Below are 25,476 nucleotides of genomic sequence, written 5' to 3'. Positions count from 1 at the left end.
CAGTTATCACCCGGCGCTGAGAGCGCGCGGTATCTCGGGCGTCGCCTACTGCTCTGACATCCACGACGCCCCGGTCCCGTGGGATCGTGTCCGGGGGCCTTACCGGTGCGCAGCCGGACAGGTTCCGTCGAGCGCGTGCACCGACCCACCCGCACGCCTCGCCGGAACCGCTCGCCCCCTGTGCTCGTCTTGTGCGCTGACTGTGTACGAAACGGGCAAGTGGGGGACGTCGTGACGCGGAATGTGACGAAGGCCGGTCTCATCGCGGTGGCCATGGTGACGGTGTTCGGGGCCTCGGCCTGTGGCGGGGAAGCCGGCGCGGCGGCCTCAGGGGGCGGGACGCCGTCCGGCTCGGCGGCGGTGCCTGACGCCGGCCTGGAGAAGCTGGCCGCACCGGCCGCGGCGGCGCGCGTCACCCGGAACGTGCCGTGGAACCTGGACATCCTGGACCAGCGGTCGCGTCCGCTGAACGGGAAGCTCACCACCACCGCCACGGGCAAGGGCGTGCACGTCTATGTGATCGACACCGGGATGGACATTGCCCACAAGGAGTTCGGCGGACGCGCCCACCTCGGCGCCGACTTTGTGGGCCCGAAGGACTCCGGTGACTGCTTCAGCGAGGAGGGGACCGGCCACGGCACGTTCGTCGCCGGCGTCATCGGCGGGGCGAAGTACGGGGTGGCGCCCAAGGCGGAGCTGGTACGGGTCCAGGGCATCCTGTGCGAGAGCGGGGGCGGCGGTTCGTCGGCGGCGGCCGAGGCGGCGCTCGTGAAGTCGGTCAAGTGGGTTACCGCGCACGCGCAGAAGCCGGCGGTGGTGAACATGTCGCTCAACCTCGACCACCGGTCGGCGGCGCTGGAGTCCGCCGTGAAGAAGATGGTCGATGCGGGGATCCCGACGGTGGTGTCGGCCGGCAATTTCCATGACGACGCCTGCAAGCACTCCCCGGCCGGCGTCCCCGGCACCATCGTCGTGGCGGCCTCCACTTCGAACGACCGAGCGTGGAGCGACGGCGGCTCCTACGGCTCGGGTTATGGACGGTGCGTCGACCTGTACGCCCCCGGCCAGAAGGTGACCTCGGCCCTTGCCGGCGGCGGTACGGTCACGGAGACCGGCGGTGCGACGTCCTGGGCCGCACCGCACGCGACCGGCGTGATCGCGCTGTACCTGTCGGCACACCCGCACGCCACGGCCGACCAAGTCCACGTCTGGCTCGACCGCACGGCCACCCGCGGCGTCGTACGCGGCGTCCGCTCCGACACCCCCAACCGGCTGCTCAACACCGGCGGCCTCTGACCTGCCCCAGCCGCCCCGGCCGCACGGTCACCCAGGCGCCGCGCCTCAATGGCACGGCGGGCGCAAGCCGCTCAGCCACCGCGCCGTACGCTTGTGTCAATCCCCAGTTTTCGTAGAGACGTTGGTTATGCGGCCCGGCCTTCCTGATCGGTCCGGGCTCGCGCTTCCTGGATGATCCGTTCGAACTCGACGGGCGGCTTCCCGCCGGCTGCGCTGTGACGGCGTTTCGTGTTGTAGAAGTCAGCGATCCACGTCGCGGTCTTCAGCCGGGCCTCGGCGCGGGTGGCGAAGGTGTGCCGGTGGATGTACTCGAACCTTGAGGACCGAGTGGAACGACTCCGCGGCGGCGTTGTCCAGGGCCGACCCGACGCGCCCCATCGACTGCGCCACGCCCCAGCGGCAGCACGACTGCTGGAACGCCTCGGATGTGTGCATCCCCGGTGCCCAGCTCGGTCGCGGAGGGCACCGTCGGGTTCGCTCCGAAGGTCCGGCGGCAGAGTGTCTCGATCTCGACGGCGGTCACCGACTGCGGAAACGCCTCGGGTGCACTCGGGGTCGGTCCGGAACTCCGTGAGTATCCTCCCTTGGCGCGATCTGCCAAGGCCCGTATCTACGGCTCCCCGGAACATGGTGGATGGTCAAGCAAAAGGACGCTGGCTCTGCAGACAGAGCACAACCGCTCCGCGCGCGGGCTGCAGGGCATGATCTTCACCCGCGACGACCGGGCGGGCGAGGGCAAGCTGTCCTTCCGGCTCGGCCTGGTCACCGACGCGGTCGAGGTCGAGGACGGTCAGGACGTGTACGCCTCTCTCGTCGACCACCTCGCGCACGGCGGCCGCGCGGACTACGTGATCGCGGACGAGGCGCAGTTCCTCGCCGAGGAGCAGATCGATCAGCTCGCGCGCGTGGTCGACGACCTGGACATCGACGTCTACGCCTTCGGTATCACCACCGACTTCCGTTCCAAACTGTTCCCCGGCTCCCAGCGGCTCGTCGAACTCGCCGACCGCGTGGAGGTCCTCCAGGTCGAGGCCCTGTGCTGGTGCGGCGCCCGCGCCACGCACAACGCCCGCACAGTGGGCGGGGCCATGGTCGTCGAGGGCGCGCAGGTCGTCGTCGGCGACGTCGACCAGGCGGACACGGTCGGCTACGAGGTGCTGTGCCGACGCCACCACCGACGCCGTATGGCCTCGGCGTCGGCCCGGGCGGCGGCCCTGTCGCCGGACGTGCTGCCGGTCCAGCAGGTCTAGGACCGGCTCGGGGAACCGCCCCTCACCGCGGTCCCTGGATCAGGGAGAAGCGGGCCCCCTCGGGGTCGGCCACGGTCGCCACGCGCCCGTGCGCGCTGTCCTGGGCCGGCTCGAGGACGTGCCCGCCCAGGTCGACGACCAGGGCGAGCGCCGCGTCCGTGTCGGCCACCTCGAAGTACGTCGTCCAGTGCGGCCCCTGGTCCCGGGGCAGCGCGGGCCCCACGCCGTGGATGCCGGCGACCGGGCGGCCGGCGACGTTCAGCGTCACGTAGTCGAGGTCGGCGGCCACGGTCGCCTCCTCGTCGTAGCCGAACACCGTCTCGTAGAACTTGTGGACGCCCGCGGTCTCGAAGGTCGTCAGCTCGTACCAGGCGGGGGTGCCGGGTACGCCGGTGATGCCCGTGCCGATGTGGGCGGCGGCCTGCCAGACGCCGAAGACCGCGCCGGAGGGGTCCGAGCCGATCGCCAGGCGTCCGGCGGCGGAGGCGTCCAAGGGACCGACCCCGACCGTGCCGCCGCACAACCGGATCGTTTCGGCGGTCCTGTCCACGTCGTCCGAGGCGAGATAGGGCGTCCAGGCGACGGGGAGGTGGCGGTCCGGGGCCAGTTGGCCGATGCCGGCCACCTCCTCGCCGTCGAGCAGCGCCCGCATGTAGGGGCCGAGCTGGTGCGGTCCGGGTTGGAACTCCCAGCCGAACAGCCCGCCGTAGAACTCCTGCGTCGCGGTCAATCCGTGCGCCATCAGACTCACCCAGCAGGGTGTACCGGGCGCATACCGAGTGTGTGCTGCGCCGATCGGGCCGGTCGACCCGCCTGCCTCGGTCATCGTCACTCTCTCCTCGGCCACTTCTGGTGGCCGCTTCGCTTCCGCCCTCGGAGGATGCCTGATGGGGGGTTTCTCAACGGTTTACGCGCGGTTGTCGCCGTATGTCGATCGCATGTACGGCATGTGCTCGACTCCGCACGCCTCGTGATCGAGCCTGTCCGGCCGAGCAGAGTAGCCGGACATGAGCGACGGGGCCACCCCGTGCGCCAGGATGGTGGCCATGAACGCCATCATCACCGCATCGGAACTGGCCGGCGACCTGGCGGGGGAGCACCCGCCCGTCGTCCTCGACGTCCGCTGGCAGCTCAGCGTGGCCAAGGCGGCCGGGGAGCCGCCGTTCGACGGCCGGGCCGCGTACGAGGCCGGACACGTGCCGGGCGCGGCCTACGTGGACCTGGACCGGGAGCTCGCGGGCGCGCCCGGAGGCCGTGGCCGGCACCCGCTGCCGGACCTTGCCGAGTTCGGCGCGGCGATGCGCCGGGCGGGTGTCTCGGCCGGCCGTCCAGTGATCGTCTACGACGGCGGGCAGGGCTGGGCGGCGGCCCGCGCGTGGTGGCTGCTGCGCTGGACGGGTCACCCGGACGTGCGGGTCCTCGACGGCGGGTTGCCGTCGTGGCGGGGCGATCTCTCGGTGGGCGTCCACGCGCGCGTGGAGGGCGACTTCGAGCCGGCGCCGGGTGCCGTGGGCCTCCTCGACGCGGACGGGGCCGCGGCCCTGGCGCGCTCCGGAGTGCTGTTCGACGCCCGCGCGGGGGAGCGGTACCGGGGCGAGGTCGAGCCGATCGACCGTGTCGGCGGACACATCCCGGGCGCCGTGTCCGCGCCCACGAACGACAATGTGGGCCCGGACGGCCGCTTTCTGCCCGTGGAGGACCTGAGGGACCGCTTCAAGGCCCTGGGGGCGTCGGACGGCACCGAGGTCGGCGTGTACTGCGGCTCGGGCGTCTCCGGGGCTCACGAGGTGCTGGCGCTGGCGGTCGCGGAGATCCCGGCGGCCCTGTACGTCGGGTCCTGGTCGGAGTGGTCCTCGGACCCGGACCGGCCGGTCGCCGTGGGCCCCGATCCGCAGTGACTCCATACGTAGGGGAGGGCCGCACCGAACAGGTGCGGCCCTCCCCTACGTATGTACCGGTGTGCGAACCGAGAACCGCGAACCGGCGGACGCCCCGGGCGAGTTGCCCGAGGGCCGCTTACTCCTGCTTCTTCCGCCGGGTGCCGAACACGATCTCGTCCCAGCTCGGCACCGCGGCGCGGCGGCCCGGACGGACGCCGTCCGCCTCGGCCTGGCGGTCGGTGGCTCCGATGAGACGGTCGCGATGGCTTCCGACGGAACGCGGCATGAGGACGTCCGCGTAGGCGGAACCGGCGGAGGCGGCGGGCGCCGGGGGCTCCTCGGCGCCCGGCTCCTGCTCGTCGGGCTCCTCCGTGACGGGCTCCGCCGGGCGCTCCGGGACGACCATGTCGCCCCGGAAACTCGGCACCGCCTCCAACAGGCTGGTCAGCGAGTCGCGTTCCCGCTCGGCCGTGCTCTCCTCGGCCGACTCGGACGGCTGGGCGGGCAGGCTCGGCCGGTCGAGGGTGCGGTCCAGCGGACGGTCGCGGGGCAGCCGTGCGATACGCGGGACGAAGGGAAAGCTGGGCTCGGGGGCGGCCAGGTCGTCGGACTCGCCGATCAGCGAGCGCGCCTCGTCGTCGACGGCCTGGACGAGCCGCCGGGGCGGGTCGTACGTCCAGCTCGCCGAGTGGGGTTCGCCCGCGACCAGGTAGACCAGCAGGACTTCCCAGGTGCCGTCGTCGCGACGCCACGAGTCCCACTGGACGGTGTCCTTCTCGGCGCCGCGGAGCAACAGCCGTTCCTGGACGGCCTCGCCGAGCTGTGGCCCGGCGTTCTCTCCGGGCCGACGGACCGGAGTCTTCCGGGCCCGCTCGGCCATGAAGGCTCGCTCGGCCAGCACGGGGCCCTCGAAGCGGCGCACACGGTCGACGGGGATGCCGGCCATCTGCGCGACTTCTTCCGCGGTCGCACCGGCACGTATACGCGCCTGGATGTCGCGGGGGCGGAGATGGCTCTCCACCTCGATCTCGATCTGGCCGAGGCGGGGACGGTCGCCGCGTACGGCGGCGCGCAGACGCTCGTCGATCGGAAGCGTGTACTCCGTGCTGTCCGCAGCCTTCAGCACCAGCCGTGTGCCGTCATTCGAGACGGCCACGACACGCAGTTCGGGCATGGGGACCTCCCGGGTGGTGCCTGCCGACGTCACGTGCGTCGCTGCTTCCGCTAGTCGAGTGTGGCCTGCCCGGGTGCAGCCTGCCACAACCTTGCCGAGTTGCCCGGCGTGTCGGGCACAGGCCCTGCCTCGCCGTTATGGCACGGTTACCTATTCGCCACGCTGAGTGACCAACACCATCACCCTGTGCAACTAGCCCCCCTTCAGGCGGTCCGGCGAGGCTCCGGACATCCTGGCGGGAGACCGGGCCCAGGGCTCGCAACAGTACTCCATTTGGGCCACGTGCGTGGATTGGCGCGCCACTCAACTTCTCGCAAGAGGTGGGACTTGGCCGCCTCTTGCGGACTTTTTGCGATCTTGGAGGTGGCGTACTTCACGCAATCTCCCGAAGGTTCCCGATACGCGCGAATGGCCTGATTCGATCGAGGAGGCGGACACCGCCGGTCGCGGAGTCCGCCTCCGGAGTCCCTACGCCCCCAGGACCCTCCGCAAGTAGTCGTTCTGGAACCGGCGGTCGGGGTCCAGCCGGTCCCGCAGCGCCGTGAACTCGCCGAAGCGCGGATAGACCCCGGCGAGGTACTCCGCGTCCCGCGTGTTCACCTTGCCCCAGTGCGGCCGGCCCTCGTGCGCGGTGAAGATGCGCTCCGCGGCGGTGAAGTACCCCTGATAGGGAGTGCCCTTGACCATGTGGACGGCGATATACGCGCTGTCGCGGCCGGAGGCGGTGGACAGGGTGATGTCGTCGGCGGGCGCGGTGCGCACCTCCACGGGGAAGCTCACCCGCAGACGCGAGCGTTCGACCATGGACCTGAGCTCGCTCAGCGTCTCGGTCACCGCCTCGCGCGGGACCGCGTACTCCATCTCCACGAACCGCACCCGGCGCGGAGACGTGAAGACCTTGTAAGGGATGTCGGTGTAGGTGCGCGCGGACAGGGCCTTGCTGGAGACCCGGGCGATCGTCGGGATCGTGGCGGGCGCCGCGCGGCCGACCCACTGGGCCACCTGGAAGACGCCGTTGGAGAGGAACTCGTCCTCGATCCAGCCCGCGACCTGGCTCACCGGCTTGCGCGGACCGGCGCTGCGGTTGTTGCGCTTGGTGTTGGTGCTGCCGGTGTGCGGGAACCAGTAGAACTCGAAGTGCTCGTTCTCCGCCCACAGTTCGTCGAAGTCGGCGAGGACCTTGTCGAACGGCATCGGCTCCTCGCGCGCGGTGAGCAGAAAGATCGGCTCCACGGCGAAGGTGATGGCGGTGACGATGCCGAGAGCGCCCAGGCCGATCCGGGCGGCCGCGAAGACCTCGGGGTTGTCCTTCTCGGAGCAGGTGAGCACAGAGCCGTCGGCCGTGACCAGTTCCAGGCCCTTGATCTGGGCCGCGATCGACGCGGACTCGCGGCCGGTGCCGTGGGTGCCGGTGCTGGTGGCCCCGGAGACCGTCTGCTCCATGATGTCGCCCATGTTCGTGAGCGACAGGCCCTCGCGCGCGAGGGCCATGTTGAGTCTCTTGAGCGGTGTGCCGGCCTCCACCGTGACGGTCAAGTCGTCACGGTCGATCTTGCGGATGCCGGTCAACAGTTGAGGGCGGATCAACACACCGTCGGTCGCGGCGATCGACGTGAAGGAGTGGCCGCTGCCGACCGCCTTCACCTTCAGCCCGTCCTCGGCGGCCCGGCGCACGGCCTCGGCCAGTTCGTCGACGGAGGCGGGCATGACCTCCCGCGCGGGGCGCGCGGCGACGTTGCCGCCCCAGTTACGCCACGTGCCGTTCTTCCCGCTCGCTGTGCTGCTCAACGGTGCCTCCCCGACCCGGAGCCGGCCTGCTCAGCCGGCGGTACCCCAGGAAACCGACCGCGACCGCGACGGCTCCGGACACCGCCGGAACCCCGTACCCGGCTCGCGCCCCGGCCGCGTCGATGACCCAGCCGGCGATGGCGGAGCCGAACGCGACCCCGACCGCGAGCCCGGTGCTGATCCAGGTCATGCCCTCGGTCAGTTGTGCACGTGGTACGTGCTCTTCGATGAGGGACATCGTGGTGATCATCGTGGGAGCGATGGCCAGACCCGCAACGAACAGCGCCACGGCCAGAAACGGCAAGTTTCCGACCAGTAGGAGGGGGATCATACTCACGCCCATCATGAACACGCCCAGCAGCCAGCGACGTTCCGGCGCCCCCTTGAGGTGCAGCAGGCCGAACACGAGCCCGGCCACGCAGGAACCCGCCGCGTACACCGCAAGGACGACGCTGGCGGCGCCCTTGTGGCCCTGCTCCTCGGCGAAGGCGATGGTGACCACGTCGACCGCACCGAAGATCGTTCCGGTCGCCACGAAGGTGGCCACCAGGACCTGTAGGCCGGGCGAGCGCAGTGCCGAACCGTCGGCGCGCTGCCCGCGCGGGTGCGGCTCGGGCTCGGTGGCCCGTTGGGCGGTCAGCCAGAAGACGCCGACGGCCAGGAAGCCCGCCGCCAGCAGCGGTCCGGCCTCCGGGAACCATGCGGTGGACAGACCGATGGAGATGATCGGCCCGAAGATGAAGCACACCTCGTCCACCACGGACTCGAAGGAGTACGCCGTGTGCAGTTGCGGAGTGCCTCGGTACACGGCCGCCCAGCGGGCCCTGATCATGGCGCCGAGGCTCGGCACGGTGCCGATGCCGGCGGCGCACACGAACAGCACCCAGTCCGGCCACTCGTAGTGGGCGGCGAGCAGCAGTCCGGTTGAGGCGGCGAGCGCGACGAGCGTGGCCGGGCGCAGCACCCTGCGCTGACCGTGCAGGTCCACCAGACGCGAGATCTGCGGTCCGAAGGCGGCGGCCGCCAGTGCGATGGTCGCCGACAGCGCGCCCGCGAGCCCGTAGCGGCCCGTGAGCTGGGAGACCATCGTGACCACGCCGATGCCCATCATCGACAGCGGCATCCTGCCGACGAACCCCGCGGCGGAGAAGCCTTTGGAGCCGGGGGCGGCGAACAGGGCGCGGTACGGGCTGGGCACGGGGGTCTCCGGTGGTCCGGTCACGCGCGCGTGGCGGCTCGGCGCGGCGTGAAGGAAGGCGGTTCGTCGGGACTCGGTGACGCGTGCGGTGAGCCCGGCGGAACCGGTAAGGCGTGAACGCGCCTCATACAGCTTACGAACTTAGGCAACCCTAATGCACTGGTGTGCGAGGGTCGCTGTCCCGTCCGTCCCCCCGCCGTTTTCCGGCTGTCAGAGCCGGGTGGCAGGATCGACTCATGCGAGACGTGCTCGACGCCACCCCCTACGACGCCCTGCTCCTGCTCTCCTTCGGCGGCCCGGAAGGCCCGGACGACGTGGTCCCGTTCCTGGAGAACGTGACGCGCGGGCGCGGCATCCCCAAGGAACGCCTCAAGGAAGTCGGGCAGCACTACTTCCTCTTCGGCGGGGTCAGCCCCATCAACGACCAGAACCGCGCGCTGCTGGACGCCCTGCGCAAGGACTTCGCCGACCACGGCCTGGACCTGCCGATCTACTGGGGCAACCGCAACTGGGCCCCGTATCTCACGGACACCCTGCGCGAGATGGTCGCCGACGGCCGCCGCCACATCCTCGTCCTCGCCACCAGCGCGTACGCCTCGTACTCCGGCTGCCGCCAGTACCGCGAGAACCTCGCCGACTCGCTGGCCGAGCTGGCGGCCGAGGGCCTCGCCCCGCCCAAGGTCGACAAGCTGCGGCACTACTTCAACCACCCCGGCTTCCTGGAGCCCATGATCGAGGGGGTGCTGCACTCGCTGGCCGACCTCCCCGAGGACGTCCGTGACGGCGCGCACCTCGCGTTCTCGACCCACTCGATCCCGAACGCGGCCGCGGACGGCTCCGGCCCCGTGGAGGACCACGGCGACGGCGGCGCGTACGTGAAGCAGCACCTGGACACCGCGCGGCTCGTCGCCGACGCCGTCCGCGAGCGCACCGGCGTGGACCACCCCTGGCAGCTCGTCTACCAGTCCCGCTCCGGCGCCCCGCACATCCCCTGGCTGGAGCCGGACATCTGCGACCACCTCGAGGAGCGGCACGCGGCCGGCGTCCCGGCCGTCGTGATGGCCCCCATCGGTTTCGTCTCCGACCACATGGAGGTCCTCTACGACCTCGACACGGAGGCCAAGGCCAAGGCGGAGGAGCTCGGCCTGCCGGTGCGCCGCTCGGCCACCGTCGGCGCCGATCCGCGTTTCGCCGCCGCGATCCGCGAGCTCGTCCTGGAACGCGCGCAGGCGGAGAGCGGCGTGGAGGTCGCTCCGTGCGCTCTCGGGCAACTCGGCGCGAGCCACAACCTGTGCCCGGTCGGCTGCTGCCCCGCCCGCGCCCCCAGGCCCGCCGCCGCGGGCGCCGACAGCCCCTACGCGTGAGGAACGGCGTGACCGACCCCCTGCACACGGAACTGCTCGAACTCGCCCGCGAAGCCGCCCGCCGGGCCGGTGAGCTGCTGCGGGACGGCCGCCCGGCCGACCTCGCGGTCGCCGCCACCAAGTCGAGCCCCATCGACGTGGTCACCGAGATGGACATCGCGGCCGAGAAACTGATCACGGGCCTGATCTCCGAACACCGCCCCGAGGACGGCTTCCTCGGCGAGGAGGGCGCCTCCAGCGAGGGCACCAGCGGCATCCGCTGGGTGATCGACCCCCTCGACGGCACGGTCAACTACCTCTACGGCCTGCCCACCTGGTCCGTCTCCATCGCCGCCGAGCGCGGCGGCGAGACCGTCGTCGGGGTCGTCGAGATCCCGATGCGGGGCGAGACGTTCCACGCCGTGCGCGGCGGCGGGGCCCGGGGGAGCGGCGGCGGGGCGGGCGAACGTGTCCTGTCCTGCCGTCCGACGGCGCCCCTCGAAATGGCACTGGTCTCCACCGGCTTCAACTACGTCACCGAGGTCCGCGTCCACCAGGCCGACGTCGCCCGGCGGCTGATCCCGCTGGTGCGCGACATCCGGCGCAGCGGCTCGGCCGCGGTCGACCTGTGCGACGTGGCCGCGGGCCGGCTCGACGGCTACTACGAGCGGGGGCTGCACCCCTGGGACCTCGCCGCGGGCGACCTGATCGCCCGGGAGGCGGGCGCGCTGACCGGTGGACGGCCCGGAGAGCGCCCCGCACGCGACCTGGCGATCGCCGCCACCCCCGGCGTCTTCGAGCCCCTCCAGAGGCTGCTGGAGGACTTCGGCGCCTGGCACGACTGAGCCGCCTCGCGCGGACACGCGGAGGGGCCCCGGCGCTGGATTCGCCGGGGCCCCTCCATCCTGCGAACTGCTCAGACGCTCGTCGCGCCGACCTCCACGCCGTGCTCGGCGGCGAGGCGGCGCAGGTCGTCGAGCTCGGCCTGCTCCACCTCGACGAGGAAGTCGTCGCCCTCGTCGCGAGCCCGCGTCAGGTCGGACTCGGTCGCCCTTATGCGCTGCAGAAGTCCTGCGGTGAATGCGTCCATGCTGCGCCCCCTCGTCCTGGGTCGTGGGTCATGGCACGGGGGTGTGCCGGTCGGGAAGGGGCGATCACGTCTCATAGGTGCCCAGCGCTGCCCTGCCGGGCGGCGACGGTGCCGGACACCCACGCCCACTCTGCGGCAAGTGGATCGCAAGTTGCCGCATGGTGCTGCGGCACATGCAGAGCGTGATCGCGGGGTGTAAAGCCGTCCTCCCCCCGCTCCCTTCCACGGAAACCTCAACCCGACGAGAAAATCTCGCATTCCCGGGCTTCACACCCGTCCTTCATCTCGCTCCCACCCGCCTTACCGCCGACTTATGGCCGAAAAGGGCAGGATGGAAGCCCACACTCACCAACCCCTGCCGGCGTGCGCTCACGGAGCGCTACGCGGGTGGACACAGGAAGGACGATCGACGTGCGCGTACTCGTCGTCGAGGACGAGCAACTGCTCGCCGATGCGGTGGCCACCGGACTGCGCCGGGAGGCCATGGCCGTCGACGTCGTGTACGACGGTGCGGCCGCCCTGGAACGCATCGGCGTCAACGACTACGACGTGGTCGTCCTCGACCGCGACCTCCCCCTCGTGCACGGCGACGACGTCTGCCGCAAGATCGTCGAGCTCGGCATGCCCACGCGCGTGCTGATGCTCACCGCCTCCGGCGACGTCAGCGACCGGGTGGAGGGTCTGGAGATCGGCGCCGACGACTACCTTCCCAAGCCCTTCGCCTTCAGCGAGCTGATCGCACGCGTGCGTGCCCTCGGCCGGCGCACCAGCGTGCCGCTGCCGCCCGTCCTGGAGCGCGCCGGCATCAAGCTCGACCCCAACCGCCGCGAGGTCTTCCGCGACGGCAAGGAGGTCCAGCTCGCGCCGAAGGAGTTCGCCGTCCTGGAGGTGCTGATGCGCAGCGAGGGAGCGGTGGTTTCCGCGGAACAGCTCCTCGAGAAGGCCTGGGACGAGAACACCGATCCCTTCACCAACGTCGTGCGCGTGACCGTCATGACGCTGCGCCGCAAGCTGGGCGAACCTCCGGTGATCGTCACCGTGCCCGGCTCCGGCTACCGGATCTGATGCGACATGGCCGCGACACCCGCGCCGCCCCAGGCGCCGCCGAAGCCCACCTGGGACCCCAGAAGCCCGCAGATCCCCTTCCCGTGGCTGCGGCCCACCATCCGTATACGTCTCACGCTCCTCTACGGCGGGATGTTCCTGATCGCGGGCATCCTGCTGCTGTCGATCATCTACCTGCTGGCCGCTCAGGCCCTCCACGAGGGAAGCGGCCAGTCCTTCCGGGTGACCGGCAGCAATCTCGACATCAGCAGTTCCACCTGTCCGCAGCTGGACGCGGCGACCAACCAGGATCAACTCACGGAGTTCCTCAAACAGTGCGCCGAGAGCCAGCGCCAGCATGCGCTGGACGACCTCCTCAGCCGCTCCCTGCTGGCCCTCCTCGGCCTCGCGGTCATCGCCTTCGCCTTCGGCTACGCGATGGCCGGGCGCGTTCTGTCCCCGCTGGGCCGGATCACCCGCACCGCGCGCGCGGTGGCGGGCTCGGACCTGTCCCGCCGGATCGAGCTGGACGGACCGGACGACGAGCTGAAGGAGCTGGCCGACACCTTCGACGACATGCTGGAGCGGCTCCAGCGCGCCTTCACGGCCCAGCAGCGCTTCGTGGGCAACGCCTCGCACGAGCTGCGGACGCCGCTCGCGATCAACCGCACCCTGCTGGAAGTGCACCTCTCCGACCCCGGTGCGCCGGTGGAGCTGCAGCAGCTCGGCAAGACGCTGCTGGCCACCAACGAGCGCAGCGAACAGCTCGTCGAGGGTCTGCTGCTGCTGGCCCGCAGCGACAACCAGATCGTCGAGCGCAAGCCGGTCGACCTGGCCGAGGTCGCCGAGCAGGCCATCGACCAGGTGCACGGGGAGGCGGCGGCCAAGGGCGTGGTGATCCGGGGCGAGCAGAAGGCCGCGGTCGTCCAGGGCAATGGCGTGCTGCTGGAGCGGATCGCCCTGAACCTCGTACAGAACGCCGTACGGTACAACGTGCCCGAGGGCGGCTGGGTCGAGGTGACCACCGACGTCCAGCACGGCCAGGCGGTCCTGGTCGTGTCGAACACCGGACCGGTCGTGCCGGCGTACGAGATCGACAACCTGTTCGAGCCCTTCCGTCGGCTGCGTACGGAGCGGACGGGCAGCGACAAGGGCGTCGGGCTCGGGCTGTCCATCGTGCGGTCCGTGGCGCGGGCGCACGGCGGCCATATCGCGGCCCAGCCGCGTGAAGGGGGTGGGCTGGTGATGCGAGTCACCTTGCCTGTCTGAGATCATTGCGCCGACACCCGCGGGGATGTTCGCTTTGCGCGGAATTTTCTGGGCGCCTACTCGGCTTTCCCGTGTGTGATCGATCACAAGGGCGAATTTCCGGCCATCTACTCTCCGTGATCATGAATGCTGCCGTAAGGCCCGGAAAATCCGGGTTTTCGGGGGTCCTGATCACGGGAAGTACACGGTGAGACGCCTTTGAAGTGCGGCATTCGGACCGTGTACGGTCCCGATCGCCATCTACGCCGATCACTCGTGAGGAGTTCGGTTGGGTGTCGATTGAGTAACAGACCTTGATGTGAGGCAAAATCTCCGCCTCGAGGCGGGCACAAGTCCGGCCTCTCACGCGTTACGTGCGCTGGAGACACCGCAGACACCCAGAGGGGGAGAGGCGAAATGGCTACCGATTACGACACCCCACGCAAGACCGATGACGACGTGGATTCCGACAGCCTTGAAGAGCTGAAGGCCAGGCGGAACGACAAGTCCGCCTCAGCGGTCGACGTCGACGAGTTCGAGGCCGCGGAGGGGCTCGAGCTGCCCGGTGCAGACCTCTCCAATGAGGAGTTGGCTGTCCGGGTGCTGCCGAAGCAGCAGGACGAGTTCACTTGCATGAGCTGCTTCCTGGTGCACCACCGCAGCCAGCTGGCCCGCGAGAAGAACGGCCAGCCGATCTGCCGCGACTGCGACTGAGGACGGGTCGGCCGTGACTGGCTCGACCCCTCCTCGGAAGCGCCGCTTCCCCCTGGGGGGAACGGACAAAGGGCCCTCCCACGGCCCTCACGGCGTGCGTGACGACGAGCGAGGCTCATCCGGTACGGGAGCGGTCCCTGCAGGATCGGCCTCGCTCGAACCCGCGACCGACCGGGGTGACCGCCCGGTGCAGACGCGGAATGCCGCCCCCGTCGCCAGGCGACGGGCGGCGGTCATCCGGGAGAAGGCCGTCGGCCTGGCCCGGGAAGGCGTCCGCAAGGGCGGTGACCGCGCCAGGGCGGGGCTGGCGCACCTGGCCGACCGGGTCATCGAGATCGCCCCGCGGATCCCCGTACGGGACCTTCAGACGCTCCGCAGACAGTTCCCGGGCCTCGGCCCCGAACAGCTCGCGGACAAGCTCGTGACGGGCGCGGCGAACGCCACGTCCACCGTCGGAGCGGGCATCGGGGCGGCGGCGATGCTCCCTGTGCCGCCCGCGATGCCGACCGAACTGGCCGCGGAGATCACCGGGGTCGCGGCGGTCGAACTGAAACTGATCGCCGAACTCCACGAGGTCTACGGCGTGCGACCTTCTGGCAACCTCAAGGACCGCAGCACCGCCTACCTGCGCTCCTGGTCGGGCGAACGCGGGGTCGACGTCCTGAAGCCGTCGTCGGTCAACTCGGCGCTCGGCGGCCAGATGAAGCGCGAGCTGCGCCAGCAGATCATGAAGCGCATGGTCCGCGACCTGCCGAACCTGATGCCTTTCATGGTCGGAGCCGCCGTCGGAGCGGTCATGAACCGCCGGGACACCAGGAGGGTCGCCGCGAAGGTCCGGGCCGACCTGAGGAAGATCCAGGTGCCGTGGGACGCGCTGCCCGCACTGCCGCCGCTGGAGAAGCCGGCGGATCCACTGGCGATCGGGGAAATCCCCGAGAACCCCTTGAACCCCGAGAACCCCAGAGAACTCGGGGGCTGAAGCCGAGGGGGGCCGCTGAGCTCTCCGGCTACGCGGCCGTCTCCCGCGCCGCCTTCAGAGCCTGCGCCAGGCGCTCCGGCTCCCGCGTCGACAGGTACAGGTACGGCGTGGGGTCGGCCGGGTCGGTGACCTCCACCTTCAGCGCCGTCGGGATGTAGGCGCGCAGCAGCAGGAAGGCGCGGGTGTCGGCCTTGTACGTGCGCCAGGCGCGCGCCTCCTCCGGGTCCAGGATCTCCGCCTCGCCCAGGGCCGCGACCGGGATCTTCGCCTCGCCCGCGATCAGCGAGTCGCCCACCACGCGGATACGGAGGGATCCGTAGGAACTCGCCACGACCGCCGCGGCGGCGGTGCCGCCGACCAGGCCGCCGAGCAACGGCAGGGTGCCGAAGGGCAGCAGGATCAGGGCCATGGATACGCCCACGAGGAACGAGACGAACCACCACGAGCGAGGGGCGGTGAGGCGTTCTTCGTAAGGGGCGGCGGAGAGCTGCATGGAGCCAAGCTTGGCACGGTGTCCGCTCTTGCCGGACGCGCGGGTAAGGTCTGCGGCTGTGAGTGGTACTTCCCCAGCTCTTGAGCCTCCGGCCGATGCCGTGAAACCCGTTCGGCACCCCGACGCTCCGGCGCCCGGCGAGCTGCTCGGTGCCCACTACGAACACTGTTTCGGATGTGGTGGCGAGCAGCCCCATGGGCTGCATCTGGAGGCGCGGGCCGGCGAGGGGGTGACCGTAACGGCCGAGTTCACCGTGCAGCCCGCCCACCAGGGCGCGCCCGGTCTCGCACACGGCGGGATCCTTGCCAGCGCCCTGGACGAGACGCTGGGCTCGCTGAACTGGCTGCTGCGGACGATCGCCGTGACCGGACGGCTGGAGACCGACTTCGTACGGCCCGTGCCCGTCGGCACCACGCTCCATCTGGAGGCCGAGGTGACCGCGGTGGCCAGGCGCAAGATCTACTCGACCGCCACCGGGCGGATCGGCGGCCCCGACGGTCCCGTCGCCGTCCGCGCCGACGCCCTCTTCGTCGAGGTCGCGGTCGAGCACTTCGTGAGCCACGGCCGCGAGGAGGAGATCCAGGCCGCCATGAGCGACCCGGACCAGATCAGGCGCACCCGCGCCTTCGAGGTGAACCCGTGAGCCGCGACCCCCTGAACGTCCTGATCCGGCGCGTCGACCCCGACGTACCGCTTCCGACGTACGAGCGCCCGGGGGACGCGGGAGCCGATCTGCGCACCACGGAGAGCCGGGAACTCGCGCCGGGGGAGCGGGCCGTCCTGCCCACGGGGGTGTGCATCGCCCTGCCGGAGGGGTACGCGGCCTTCGTGCACCCGCGTTCGGGGCTCGCCGCACGGTGCGGCGTCGCCCTCGTGAATGCCCCGGGGACGGTTGATGCCGGGTACCGTGGGGAGATCAAGGTGATCGTGGTGAATCTCGACCCGCGCGAGTCCGTGCGGTTCGAGCGCTTCGACCGGATTGCCCAACTGGTCGTCCAGCAGGTCGAGAGGGTCCGCTTCCAGGAGGTGGCGGAGCTTCCCGACTCGGCGCGGGCCGCAGGGGGCTTCGGGTCCACCGGCGGGCACGCCGCGGTGGGCGGCGCAAGCGGTACAAGCGGTTCGGCCGCCGAGGGCGGCGCGACGGGTGGGAATCGATACGCTTCGGTCGTATCCGACCGGGAAGGACAGTGACGTGTTCGGACGTCGCAAGAAGAAGGGTGCCGCCGAGGACGCGGCCGGCGAGGCCGAGCAGGTCGTCGACAGTGTCGACACTGAGGCGGACGACGTAGAGGGCGAGGGCGAGGGTGCACGCGAGCGCGTGCGGCTCGAGCCCGAGCCGCGGCCCGACGGGCCCTGGGACGACTCGGAGGTACGCGACCCGGCCGACGGCCGCGTGGACCTCGGCGGGATCTTCGTGCCCGGGGTCGACGGCATGGAACTGCGGGTCGAGGTCGCCGGTGACGCGATCGTCGCGGCGACCGTCGTGCTGCGCGACAGCGCCATCCAGCTCCAGGCCTTCGCCGCTCCCAAGCGCGAGGGCATCTGGGGCGAGGTGCGCGAGGAGATCGGCTCCGGCATCACCCAGCAGGGCGGCATCGTCGACGAGGTCGAGGGTCCGCTGGGCTGGGAGCTGCGGGCCCAGGTGCCGGTGCAGCTGCCGGACGGCAAGAGCGGCTTCCACGTCGTGCGGTTCGTCGGCGTGGACGGTCCTCGCTGGTTCCTGCGCGGGGTGATCTCGGGGCAGGGCGCGGTGCAGCCGCAGGCGGCCGGCCTGCTGGAGAACATCTTCCGTGACACGGTCGTGGTCCGCGGCGAGGGCCCGATGGCGCCCCGGGACCCGATCGTCCTCAAGCTGCCGAACGACGCGCAGATGGTGCCCGAGGGCGTCCAGCAGCAGGAGGAGGGCTCCCGCTTCTCCGGCGGCATGGGTCAGCTGCAGCGCGGACCGGAGATCACCGAGGTCCGCTAGCCCGGCCGGGCCGCCTCGTTCCGGGTTCCTGGTTCGACGGCGGGCCGTACGACTGAAAGGGCCGTACCCCTCATGGGGGTGCGGCCCTTTGGCATGTCCCTTCCCAGTTCCTTCCCGTGCGGGAACCCTTGACGGCCTATTGGTCTGGACCTACGGTCTCCGCTCAACGCCTGAGTTCATAAGGGCGCTCTGTGTTCATATACGCGAACAAGAAACGGAGCCGCTGTGCGTCGAACCGCATTCCTTGTGACCGTCACCGCCCTCGTCCTGGGCGCCCTCGCGTCCCCGAACGCCCCCCGGGCTCAAGCCGCGCCGACCGCCTTCGCCCATCCCGGGGTCACCGTCTCCCGGGCGCAGCTGGACTTCGTCCGGGGCAAGGTCGACTCCGCGGCCCAGCCCTGGAAAGGCGCCTTCGACCAGCTGCTGGCGAGCAAATACGCCAGCCTGAGCCGCACCCCCAAGCCCCGTGCGGTCGTCGAGTGCGGTCCCTACTCCAACCCGAACAACGGCTGCACGGACGAACGCGAGGACGCCCTCGCCGCCTACACCGACGCGCTCGCCTGGTACGTCACGCGGGACGAGCGGTACGCGAAGAAGGCCATCGAGCTGATGGACGCCTGGTCGGGCGTCATCAAGGACCACACCAACAGCAACGCGCCCCTGCAGACCGGCTGGGCGGGATCGTCCTGGCCGCGGGCCGCCGAGATCATCAAGTACACGTACTCCGGCGGCTGGGCCGGCTCGGGCCGCTTCGCGACCATGCTGCGGGACGTCTATCTGCCCGAGATCATCAACGGCTCCCACTCGAACGGGAACTGGGAGCTGTCGATGACGGAGGCCGCGATCGGCATCTCCGTCTTCCTCGAGGACCGGACGTCGTACGACAAGGCCATGGCGAAGTTCCGCACCCGCACGGCCGCCTACGTCTACCTGTCCTCCGACGGCGAGCTGCCGAAGACCGTGCCGAGCCAGAACCTGAACACCCGGGACAAGATCGTCGCCTACTGGCAGGGGCAGGGCACCTTCGTCACCGGGCTGACCCAGGAGACCTGCCGGGACCTCACCCACACCGGGTACGGCATCTCCGCGATCTCACACGTCGCCGAGACCAGCCGGATCCAGGGCCAGGATCTGTACGGCACCGACGTCGGCGAACGGCTGCGGCAGGCCCTCGGCTTCCAGGCCAAGTACCAGCTCGGCGCGGCCGTGCCCGGCTGGCTGTGCGGCGGCTCGCTCACGACGGGGCTCGGCCCGGTCACCGAGGTCGGCTACAACGCGCTCCACAACCGGCTCGGCATCGCGATGACCAACACGCAGACACTGACCCTGCAGAACCGCCCGGCCGGCAGCAACAACCTCTTCGTCGCCTGGGAGACGCTGACCCACGGGGACAACCTCGCGTGACGCGGAAATCCTGGCCGATCCGCGTGAACCGATTCGGGGGGCTCGTCCGATGAAGGGCTGAGGGGCGCCGGTGATCGTCCCGCCGCGTCAGGGTTGCGTCAAAGGCGACTCTCGCCCCTCAGCTCGTCCCTTATGTCGGAACTGTTGGCCGTAAGGTCGACGCTGCGTATGCAGCAGTCACTGGAAGACAATGAGGCCATGGCACGCGGCAAGCTTCGGATCTACCTCGGTGCGGCACCGGGCGTCGGCAAGACGTACGCGATGCTGTCCGAGGCACACCGACGGGTGGAGCGCGGCACGGACTGCGTGGTGGCGTTCGTCGAACCCCACGACCGGCCGCGCACCGAGGTGATGCTGCACGGCCTGGAACAGGTCCCGCGCCGGGAGCTGGGGTACCGGGGCGCCGTCTTCACCGAGATGGACGTGGACGCGGTCCTCGCACGTGCCCCGCAGGTCGCCCTGGTGGACGAACTGGCCCACACCAACGCCCCGGGCTCGCGCAACGCCAAGCGCTGGCAGGACGTGGAGGAACTGCTCGCCGCCGGTGTCGACGTGGTCTCGACGGTGAACATCCAACACCTGGAGTCTCTCGGCGACGTCGTCGAGTCGATCACGGGCGTACGGCAGCAGGAGACGGTGCCCGACGAGTTCGTCCGGCGCGCCGACCAGATCGAGCTGGTCGACATGTCACCGCAGGCGCTGCGACGGCGCATGGCGCACGGCAACATCTACAAGCCGGACAAGGTCGACGCGGCCCTGTCCAACTACTTCCGGCCCGGCAACCTCACCGCCCTGCGGGAGCTGGCCCTGCTCTGGGTGGCCGACCGGGTCGACGAGTACCTGAAGCAGTACCGCAGCGAACACCGGGTGTCGGCGATCTGGGGTTCGCGCGAGCGGATCGTGGTCGGACTGACCGGCGGCCCGGAGGGGCGCACGTTGATCCGGCGGGCGGCGCGGCTGGCGGAGAAGGGCGCCGGCGGCGAGGTGCTGGCCGTGTACATCGCGCGCAGCGACGGGCTGACCTCGGCCTCACCCAAGGAGCTGGCGGTCCAGCGCACCCTGGTGGAGGACCTCGGCGGCACCTTCCACCATGTGGTCGGCGACGACATCCCGGCCGCGCTGCTCGACTTCGCCCGCGGGGTCAACGCCACGCAGATCGTGCTGGGCTCCTCCCGCCGCAAGGCCTGGCAGTACGTCTTCGGGCCCGGGGTCGGTGCGACGGTCGCCCGGGAGTCCGGGTCCGACCTCGACGTGCACATCGTCACCCACGACGAGGTCGCCAGGGGGCGTGGGCTGCCGGTGGCCCGGCGCGCCCGGCTCGGGCGGGCCCGGATCGTCTGGGGCTGGCTGGTCGGGGTGGTGGTCCCGGCGCTGCTGGCGCTGCTGCTGAACACCGTCCACCTCGGCCTCGCCAACGACATGCTGCTGTTCCTGGCGGTGACCGTCGCGGCGGCGCTGCTCGGCGGGCTGCTGCCCGCGCTGGCCTCGGCGGCGGTGGGCTCGCTCCTGCTGAACTACTTCTACACACCGCCCCTGCACAGATGGACGATCGCCGACCCGAAGAACATCGTCGCCATCGTGATCTTCGTCGGGGTGGGCGTCTCGGTGGCGTCGGTGGTGGACCTGGCGGCCCGGCGTACGCACCAGGCCGCCCGGCTGCGGGCCGAGTCGGAGATCCTGTCCTACCTGGCGGGCAACGTGCTGCGGGGCGAGACCAGCCTGGAGGCGCTGTTGGAGCGCGTGCGCGAGACCTTCGGCATGGAGTCGGCGGCGCTGCTGGAGCGGGCGGACGACAGATCGCCGTGGACCCGCGCGGGCCACGTCGGCTTCGGACGCCCGGTCGAGCGGCCCGAGGACGCGGACGTGGACGTGCCGGTCGGCGACCATCTGGCGCTGGCGCTCACCGGCCGGGTGCTGCCCGCGGAGGACCGGCGGGTGCTGGCCGCGTTCGCCGCGCAGGCGGTCGTCGTGCTGGACCGGCGGCGGCTCCAGGAGGAGGCCGAGCAGGCCCGGGCGCTGGCCGAGGGCAACCGCATCCGCACGGCCCTCCTGGCCGCCGTCAGCCACGATCTGCGGACCCCGCTGGCCGGCATCAAGGCGGCGGTGTCGAGCCTCAGGTCCGACGACGTGGCATGGTCCGAGGAGGACCGGGCGGAGCTGCTGGAGGGCATCGAGGACGGCGCGGACCGCCTCGACCACCTGGTGGGCAACCTGCTGGACATGTCCCGCCTCCAGACCGGTACGGTCACGCCGATCATCCGGGAGATCGACCTCGACGAGGTGGTGCCGATGGCACTCGGCGGGGTCCCGGATCCGCAGGAGAGCGTGGAGCTGGACATCCCGGAGACGCTGCCCATGGTCGCCGTGGACGCCGGACTGCTGGAGCGGTCGGTGGCCAATCTCGTGGAGAACGCCGTCAAGTACAGTCCGGGCGGCGAGCCCGTGCTGGTGTCGGCGAGCGCGATGTCCGACCGGGTCGAGGTACGGGTGGTGGACCGCGGTCCGGGCGTCCCCGACGAGGCCAAGGAGCGGATATTCGCGCCCTTCCAGCGCTACGGCGACGCCCCGCGCGGGGCCGGGGTGGGGCTCGGCCTCGCGGTCGCGCGCGGGTTCGCCGAGGCCATGGGCGGCACCCTGAACGCCGAGGACACCCCCGGCGGCGGCCTCACCATGGTGCTCACCGTCCGCGCGGCGGCGGGACCGCGCCCCGAGCCGCACACCGTACGACCCGAAAGGCAGGCCTCATGCTGAGCCCGGCTGGGGGGACACCCCAGACCCCCACGAGGGTGCTCGTGATCGACGACGAGCCGCAGATCGTGCGCGCCCTCGTGATCAACCTCAAGGCCCGCAAGTACGAGGTCGACGCGGCGCACGACGGTGCCACCGCCCTCCGGCTCGCCGCCGCCCGCCACCCGGACGTGATCGTCCTCGACCTGGGGCTGCCGGACATGGACGGCGTGGAGGTGATCAAGGGGCTGCGCGGCTGGACCAGGGTGCCGATCCTGGTGCTGTCCGCCCGGCACTCCTCGGACGAGAAGGTCGAGGCGCTCGACGCGGGCGCCGACGACTACGTCACCAAGCCGTTCGGCATGGACGAGCTGCTGGCCCGGCTGCGGGCCGCCGTCCGCCGGGCCGAACCCGCGGGGAGCGGTGAGGACGAGGTGCTGGTGGAGACCGAGGAGTTCACCGTCGACCTGGCCGCGAAGAAGGTCAACCGGGCCGGGAAGGACGTCCGGCTGACGCCCACGGAGTGGCATCTGCTGGAGGTGCTGGTGCGCAACGCCGGCCGGCTGGTCAGCCAGAAGCAGCTGCTGCAGGAGGTGTGGGGGCCGTCGTACGGGACGGAGACGAACTACCTGCGGGTGTACATGGCACAACTGAGACGGAAGCTCGAGGCGGACCCCTCGCACCCCCGGCACTTCGTCACGGAGCCCGGGATGGGCTACCGGTTCGAACGCTAGAGGGCTTCTGATGGATCTCCGCGGCGTCGCGACGCCGGCACGCACTCTCGCCGCACCGGGCGAAAGCCCTAGTAGCTCCGCTACGAGGACTCTCGCCCGGCACACCGAGAGCACGCACCGAACGCCGCTCCTTCTCCCACGGAGATCCAACAGAAGCCCCCTAGTGGCCCGAGTTCGGCGGTGGCTGCGGCTCTGTCGGTGAGCCCCGGTACGCTTCAGACATGAGTGCTGTTCCTCGTTCCGAAAAGCCGGTGGGGCGGTTCCGGCGCATGCTCGACCGGCTCTCCTCGTCGCAGGAGGACCTGGAGTCCGAGGAACTGCGCGAGGACTCCGAGACGGCCGGTTGCACGCGGATCGGAGACTGCCAGGACCGGCAGATCGTCACGGTTACTGGTACCTTGCGCACGGTCACCCTGCGGCCGCGCGCCGGAGTCCCCGCCCTGGAGGCCGAGCTGTTCGACGGCACCGCCGCGCTGGACGTGGTGTGGCTGGGCAGACGCTCCATAGTCGGGATAGAGCCGGGGCGCAGGCTCATCGCATCGGGCCGGGTCTCCATGAGCCGGGGCCGCCGGGTGCTGTTCAACCCCAAGTACGAACTGAGACCCCTGGGTAGGGAGTAGCCGGTGACGTCGCTCGACAAGCCGACCGAAGACACGACCGCGGAGGACACCGCCGCGGCCGACGCCCGGGCGGTGACCGAGGCCGCCCTGTTCGAGGCATTCGGCGGCGTGCGGGGCATGGTCGAGACGGTGGTGCCAGGCCTGCTCTTCGTCACGATCTTCACGATCAACAAGGACCTGCACATGTCCGCGATCGCCGCGCTCGCGGTGTCGCTGGTCCTGGTCGTGGTCCGCCTGGTGATGAAGGACACCATCAAGCACGCCTTCAGCGGAGTCTTCGGCGTCGCCTTCGGCGTCGCCTTCGCGATGATGACCGGCAACGCCAAGGACTTCTATCTGCCGGGCATGCTCTACACGCTGGGGCTGGCGCTGGCGTACATCATCACCACGCTGTGCGGGGTGCCGCTGATCGGTCTGATCCTCGGCCCGGTCTTCAAGGAGAACCTCTCCTGGCGGACCCGCAACCCGGGGCGCAAGTCGGCGTACTCCAAGGCCAGTTGGGCGTGGGGGCTGATCCTGCTCGCCAAGTGCGCGATCCTCTTCCCGCTGTACTGGTGGGCGAACACCGCGCAGCTGGGCTGGGTGCTGGTGGCGCTGAAGATCCCGCCGTTCCTGCTCGCCGTCTGGCTGACCTGGGTCTTCCTCGCGAAGGCGCCCGCGCCGATCGACGTGTTCGCGGAGATGGAGGCGGAGGAGAAGGCGGAAGAGGAGCGCAAGGCTGCGCTGGCCGCGGAGCACGGTGAGACCGCGGGCGGCCGACACCGTCGGGACGGCTAGCCGGTCCGGGGGCTTCAAGCCCCCGGACCCCGCCCGGAACTCATCCCTCGCGCCGCACCGACAGCAAGTCCTCCAACTGCTCCTCCCTGGCCTGGGCGGCCACGAAGAGGAGCTCGTCGCCCGGCTCCAGGGAGTCCTCGGCGGACGGGGTCAGGACCCGGTTGCCTCGGATGATGGTGACCAGCGAGGTGTCCTCCGGCCACTCCACGTCGCCGACCTGGGTGCCGGCCAGGGCCGACTCCTCCGGGAGCGTCAGTTCGACGAGGTTGGCGTCGCCGTGGCTGAAGCGGAGCAGCCGGACCAGGTCGCCGACACTCACCGCCTCCTCGACCAGGGCCGACATCAGACGCGGGGTGGAGACGGCCACGTCCACGCCCCAGGACTCGTTGAAGAGCCACTCGTTCTTGGGGTTGTTGACACGGGCGACGACCCGCGGGACGCCGTACTCGGTCTTGGCCAGCAGCGAGACGACCAGGTTGACCTTGTCGTCGCCGGTCGCGGCGATGACGACGTTGCAGCGCTGCAGGGCCGCCTCGTCCAGTGACGTGATCTCGCAGGCGTCGGCCAGCAGCCACTCCGCCTGCGGGACGCGCTCGACCGAGATGGCGGTCGGCGCCTTGTCGACGAGGAGGACCTCGTGGCCGTTCTCCAGCAGTTCGCCCGCGATCGAGCGGCCGACGGCGCCGGCTCCGGCAATGGCGACCCTCATCAGTGACCGTCCTCCTTCGGGCCTTCGGAGAACGAGGCCTCGACCTTCTCGACCTCGTCGCTGCGCAGCATCACATGGACCAGGTCGCCCTCCTGGAGGACCGTCTGCGAGCTGGGCAGCATGGCCTCGCCGAGGCGGGTCAGGAACGCCACGCGGACGCCCGTCTCCTCCTGCAGCTTGCTGATCTTGTGGCCGACCCAGGACGGGGCGGCGTGCACCTCGGCGAGCTGGACGCCCCCGGTGGGGTCGCGCCACAGCGGCTCGGCGCCCGAGGGCAGCAGCCGGCGCAGCATCTGGTCGGCCGTCCAGCGGACGGTGGCGACGGTGGGGATGCCCAGACGCTGGTAGACCTCGGCGCGCCGGGGGTCGTAGATGCGGGCGGCGACGTTCTCGATGCCGAACATCTCACGGGCGACGCGGGCGGCGATGATGTTGGAGTTGTCGCCGCTGGAGACGGCCGCGAAGGCGCCGGCCTCCTCGATGCCCGCCTCGCGCAGGGTGTCCTGGTCGAAGCCGACGCCGGTGACACGACGGCCGCCGAAACCGGAGCCCAGTCGTCGGAAGGCGGTGGGGTCCTGGTCGATCACTGCGACCGTGTGCCCCTGTTGCTCCAGGGTCTGGGCGAGGGCGGAACCCACCCTGCCGCAGCCCATGATGACGATGTGCACGACCGTCCTTCCGAGGTCAAGAAGTCAAGAAGTCAAGAGGTCAATTAAAATCTGGCTTGGCTTTGAACAGGGTCTCAGACAGTCGACCAAGCTACACACGCGCGGTCGGCGCAGGGCACCCCCTGTGCTGGACAGTCTGCGAGATCAGCGTCGGCTGATGCTCCAGAGACTGAGGAAGGTAAGGACGCCGAGGCCGACGAGGGTGCCGATGGCGCCGATGAGTTCCGCGGTCGTGTGCAAGGGGACCCTCCGGGGGCGGCTGCGGGCGGGGATTGTCATATAGGCATGCCGATCGGCGCGGTCGCGGAATCGGCGGCGCGGGCCTGGCCGATTTCACTCGGGAGGCAGACGCGGGAATCGTCACCCGGCTG

The 25,476-nt window shown here is 70.7% G+C and carries 27 protein-coding genes; 17 read left to right on the top strand and 10 right to left on the bottom strand.

All coding sequences use genetic code 11. The features are described 5' to 3' along the window. Positions 1 to 231 precede the first annotated feature (231 nt). Positions 232 to 1,296, top strand: coding sequence for a S8 family peptidase (locus AB0J04_RS08180; RefSeq protein ID WP_363167535.1), 1,065 nt, complete (start codon positions 232 to 234; stop codon positions 1,294 to 1,296). A 125-nt stretch (positions 1,297 to 1,421) separates the two neighbouring features. Here the strand turns inward: AB0J04_RS08180 and AB0J04_RS08175 are convergent, their stop codons facing one another. Further along, positions 1,422 to 1,925: an integrase core domain-containing protein gene (locus tag AB0J04_RS08175; protein WP_363167534.1), complete on the bottom strand. Its 504-nt coding sequence runs from the start codon at positions 1,923 to 1,925 to the stop codon at positions 1,422 to 1,424. Between AB0J04_RS08175 and AB0J04_RS08170 the strand changes: the two genes are divergently transcribed. Then, the gene (locus tag AB0J04_RS08170; protein WP_363167576.1) at positions 1,905 to 2,546 is read left to right on the top strand and encodes a thymidine kinase; all 642 of its coding nucleotides are present in this window, start codon (positions 1,905 to 1,907) and stop codon (positions 2,544 to 2,546) included. The two genes, AB0J04_RS08175 and AB0J04_RS08170, sit on opposite strands and share 21 nt — an antisense overlap. Before the next feature lie 22 nt (positions 2,547 to 2,568). Here the strand turns inward: AB0J04_RS08170 and AB0J04_RS08165 are convergent, their stop codons facing one another. After that, positions 2,569 to 3,372 carry a VOC family protein gene (locus AB0J04_RS08165; protein ID WP_363167533.1) on the bottom strand — a complete coding sequence of 268 codons (804 nt, stop codon included), beginning with the start codon at positions 3,370 to 3,372 and terminating at the stop codon, positions 2,569 to 2,571. 81 nt (positions 3,373 to 3,453) lie between these two features. After that, entirely contained in the window at positions 3,454 to 3,594 is a 141-nt protein-coding gene (locus AB0J04_RS08160) for a hypothetical protein (RefSeq protein WP_363167532.1), read from the bottom strand. On the opposite strand from AB0J04_RS08160, the gene AB0J04_RS08155 reads away from it, so the two are divergent. Continuing rightward, positions 3,593 to 4,444 (top strand): sulfurtransferase, encoded by an 852-nt coding sequence (locus AB0J04_RS08155; protein ID WP_363167531.1) that lies wholly within the window; start codon positions 3,593 to 3,595, stop codon positions 4,442 to 4,444. The two genes, AB0J04_RS08160 and AB0J04_RS08155, sit on opposite strands and share 2 nt — an antisense overlap. A 118-nt stretch (positions 4,445 to 4,562) precedes the next feature. Here AB0J04_RS08155 and sepH read toward each other — a convergent pair whose 3' ends face one another. The 3 genes from sepH to AB0J04_RS08140 form a co-directional block, all read right to left on the bottom strand. Then, positions 4,563 to 5,600: a septation protein SepH gene (gene sepH / locus AB0J04_RS08150; protein WP_363167530.1), complete on the bottom strand. Its 1,038-nt coding sequence runs from the start codon at positions 5,598 to 5,600 to the stop codon at positions 4,563 to 4,565. Positions 5,601 to 6,068: 468 nt separating this feature from the next. Next, entirely contained in the window at positions 6,069 to 7,388 is a 1,320-nt protein-coding gene (locus AB0J04_RS08145; RefSeq protein WP_363167529.1) for a D-arabinono-1,4-lactone oxidase, read from the bottom strand. Further along, positions 7,348 to 8,586 (bottom strand): MFS transporter, encoded by a 1,239-nt coding sequence (locus tag AB0J04_RS08140; protein ID WP_363167528.1) that lies wholly within the window; start codon positions 8,584 to 8,586, stop codon positions 7,348 to 7,350. Before AB0J04_RS08140 ends, AB0J04_RS08145 begins: the two co-directional genes overlap by 41 nt. 236 nt (positions 8,587 to 8,822) lie before the next feature. Between AB0J04_RS08140 and AB0J04_RS08135 the strand changes: the two genes are divergently transcribed. Together AB0J04_RS08135 and AB0J04_RS08130 are read left to right on the top strand one after the other, a co-directional pair. Then, positions 8,823 to 9,950 (top strand): ferrochelatase, encoded by a 1,128-nt coding sequence (locus tag AB0J04_RS08135; protein ID WP_363167527.1) that lies wholly within the window; start codon positions 8,823 to 8,825, stop codon positions 9,948 to 9,950. 8 nt (positions 9,951 to 9,958) lie between these two features. Continuing rightward, positions 9,959 to 10,774, top strand: a complete 816-nt coding sequence (locus AB0J04_RS08130) for an inositol monophosphatase family protein (RefSeq protein ID WP_363167526.1) — start codon at positions 9,959 to 9,961, stop codon at positions 10,772 to 10,774. A gap of 71 nt (positions 10,775 to 10,845) precedes the next feature. Here AB0J04_RS08130 and AB0J04_RS08125 read toward each other — a convergent pair whose 3' ends face one another. Further along, entirely contained in the window at positions 10,846 to 11,019 is a 174-nt protein-coding gene (locus tag AB0J04_RS08125; protein ID WP_351909625.1) for a hypothetical protein, read from the bottom strand. Between the two features lie 411 nt (positions 11,020 to 11,430). Here AB0J04_RS08125 and AB0J04_RS08120 point away from each other — a divergent pair, with 411 nt between their 5' ends. The 4 genes from AB0J04_RS08120 to AB0J04_RS08105 all read left to right on the top strand — a co-directional run bounded on the left by AB0J04_RS08120 (position 11,431) and on the right by AB0J04_RS08105 (position 15,004). Next, a complete protein-coding gene (locus AB0J04_RS08120) occupies positions 11,431 to 12,084 on the top strand; it encodes a response regulator transcription factor (RefSeq protein ID WP_003993508.1) in 654 nt (217 codons plus the stop codon). Between the two features lie 6 nt (positions 12,085 to 12,090). Next, on the top strand, positions 12,091 to 13,332 hold the full coding sequence (locus AB0J04_RS08115) for a HAMP domain-containing sensor histidine kinase (RefSeq protein WP_363167525.1): 1,242 nt from the start codon (positions 12,091 to 12,093) through the stop codon (positions 13,330 to 13,332). Between the two features lie 396 nt (positions 13,333 to 13,728). After that, a complete protein-coding gene (locus AB0J04_RS08110) occupies positions 13,729 to 14,025 on the top strand; it encodes a DUF4193 domain-containing protein (RefSeq protein WP_003993510.1) in 297 nt (98 codons plus the stop codon). A gap of 13 nt (positions 14,026 to 14,038) precedes the next feature. Next, on the top strand, positions 14,039 to 15,004 hold the full coding sequence (locus tag AB0J04_RS08105) for a hypothetical protein (protein WP_363167524.1): 966 nt from the start codon (positions 14,039 to 14,041) through the stop codon (positions 15,002 to 15,004). 28 nt (positions 15,005 to 15,032) lie between these two features. Here the strand turns inward: AB0J04_RS08105 and AB0J04_RS08100 are convergent, their stop codons facing one another. After that, a complete protein-coding gene (locus tag AB0J04_RS08100; RefSeq protein ID WP_363167523.1) occupies positions 15,033 to 15,497 on the bottom strand; it encodes a DUF3093 domain-containing protein in 465 nt (154 codons plus the stop codon). Positions 15,498 to 15,555: 58 nt separating this feature from the next. On the opposite strand from AB0J04_RS08100, the gene AB0J04_RS08095 reads away from it, so the two are divergent. The 8 genes from AB0J04_RS08095 (at position 15,556) to AB0J04_RS08060 (ending at position 23,728) form a co-directional block, all read left to right on the top strand. Further along, complete coding sequence (locus tag AB0J04_RS08095) at positions 15,556 to 16,140, top strand: PaaI family thioesterase (RefSeq protein WP_363167522.1); 585 nt, start codon at positions 15,556 to 15,558, stop codon at positions 16,138 to 16,140. After that, complete coding sequence (dut, locus tag AB0J04_RS08090) at positions 16,137 to 16,688, top strand: dUTP diphosphatase (RefSeq protein ID WP_363167521.1); 552 nt, start codon at positions 16,137 to 16,139, stop codon at positions 16,686 to 16,688. The genes AB0J04_RS08095 and dut overlap by 4 nt, the downstream gene beginning before the upstream one ends. 1 nt (position 16,689) lies before the next feature. Further along, positions 16,690 to 17,466: a DUF3710 domain-containing protein gene (locus AB0J04_RS08085; protein ID WP_363167520.1), complete on the top strand. Its 777-nt coding sequence runs from the start codon at positions 16,690 to 16,692 to the stop codon at positions 17,464 to 17,466. A 225-nt stretch (positions 17,467 to 17,691) separates the two neighbouring features. Then, entirely contained in the window at positions 17,692 to 18,870 is a 1,179-nt protein-coding gene (locus AB0J04_RS08080) for an alginate lyase family protein (protein ID WP_363167519.1), read from the top strand. A 198-nt stretch (positions 18,871 to 19,068) separates the two neighbouring features. Further along, on the top strand, positions 19,069 to 21,621 hold the full coding sequence (locus AB0J04_RS08075; RefSeq protein ID WP_363167518.1) for an ATP-binding protein: 2,553 nt from the start codon (positions 19,069 to 19,071) through the stop codon (positions 21,619 to 21,621). Beyond that, on the top strand, positions 21,615 to 22,331 hold the full coding sequence (locus AB0J04_RS08070) for a response regulator (RefSeq protein WP_363167517.1): 717 nt from the start codon (positions 21,615 to 21,617) through the stop codon (positions 22,329 to 22,331). Before AB0J04_RS08075 ends, AB0J04_RS08070 begins: the two co-directional genes overlap by 7 nt. Positions 22,332 to 22,552: 221 nt before the next feature. Continuing rightward, positions 22,553 to 22,951: an OB-fold nucleic acid binding domain-containing protein gene (locus tag AB0J04_RS08065; RefSeq protein ID WP_363167516.1), complete on the top strand. Its 399-nt coding sequence runs from the start codon at positions 22,553 to 22,555 to the stop codon at positions 22,949 to 22,951. A gap of 3 nt (positions 22,952 to 22,954) precedes the next feature. Beyond that, positions 22,955 to 23,728, top strand: a complete 774-nt coding sequence (locus AB0J04_RS08060; protein ID WP_363167515.1) for a DUF3159 domain-containing protein — start codon at positions 22,955 to 22,957, stop codon at positions 23,726 to 23,728. A 40-nt stretch (positions 23,729 to 23,768) separates the two neighbouring features. Here AB0J04_RS08060 and AB0J04_RS08055 read toward each other — a convergent pair whose 3' ends face one another. Then, positions 23,769 to 24,437 (bottom strand): TrkA family potassium uptake protein, encoded by a 669-nt coding sequence (locus AB0J04_RS08055; protein ID WP_363167514.1) that lies wholly within the window; start codon positions 24,435 to 24,437, stop codon positions 23,769 to 23,771. Continuing rightward, the gene (locus AB0J04_RS08050; protein ID WP_363167513.1) at positions 24,437 to 25,105 is read right to left on the bottom strand and encodes a TrkA family potassium uptake protein; all 669 of its coding nucleotides are present in this window, start codon (positions 25,103 to 25,105) and stop codon (positions 24,437 to 24,439) included. The genes AB0J04_RS08055 and AB0J04_RS08050 overlap by 1 nt, the downstream gene beginning before the upstream one ends. Positions 25,106 to 25,476 lie beyond the last annotated feature (371 nt).

Source organism: Streptomyces sp. NPDC050263 (assembly GCF_040655955.1).
Taxonomy (GTDB): Bacteria; Actinomycetota; Actinomycetes; order Streptomycetales; family Streptomycetaceae; genus Streptomyces.
The sequence above is the reverse complement of the archived record's forward strand: the minus strand, read 5'-3'. Positions and strand labels throughout refer to the sequence as shown.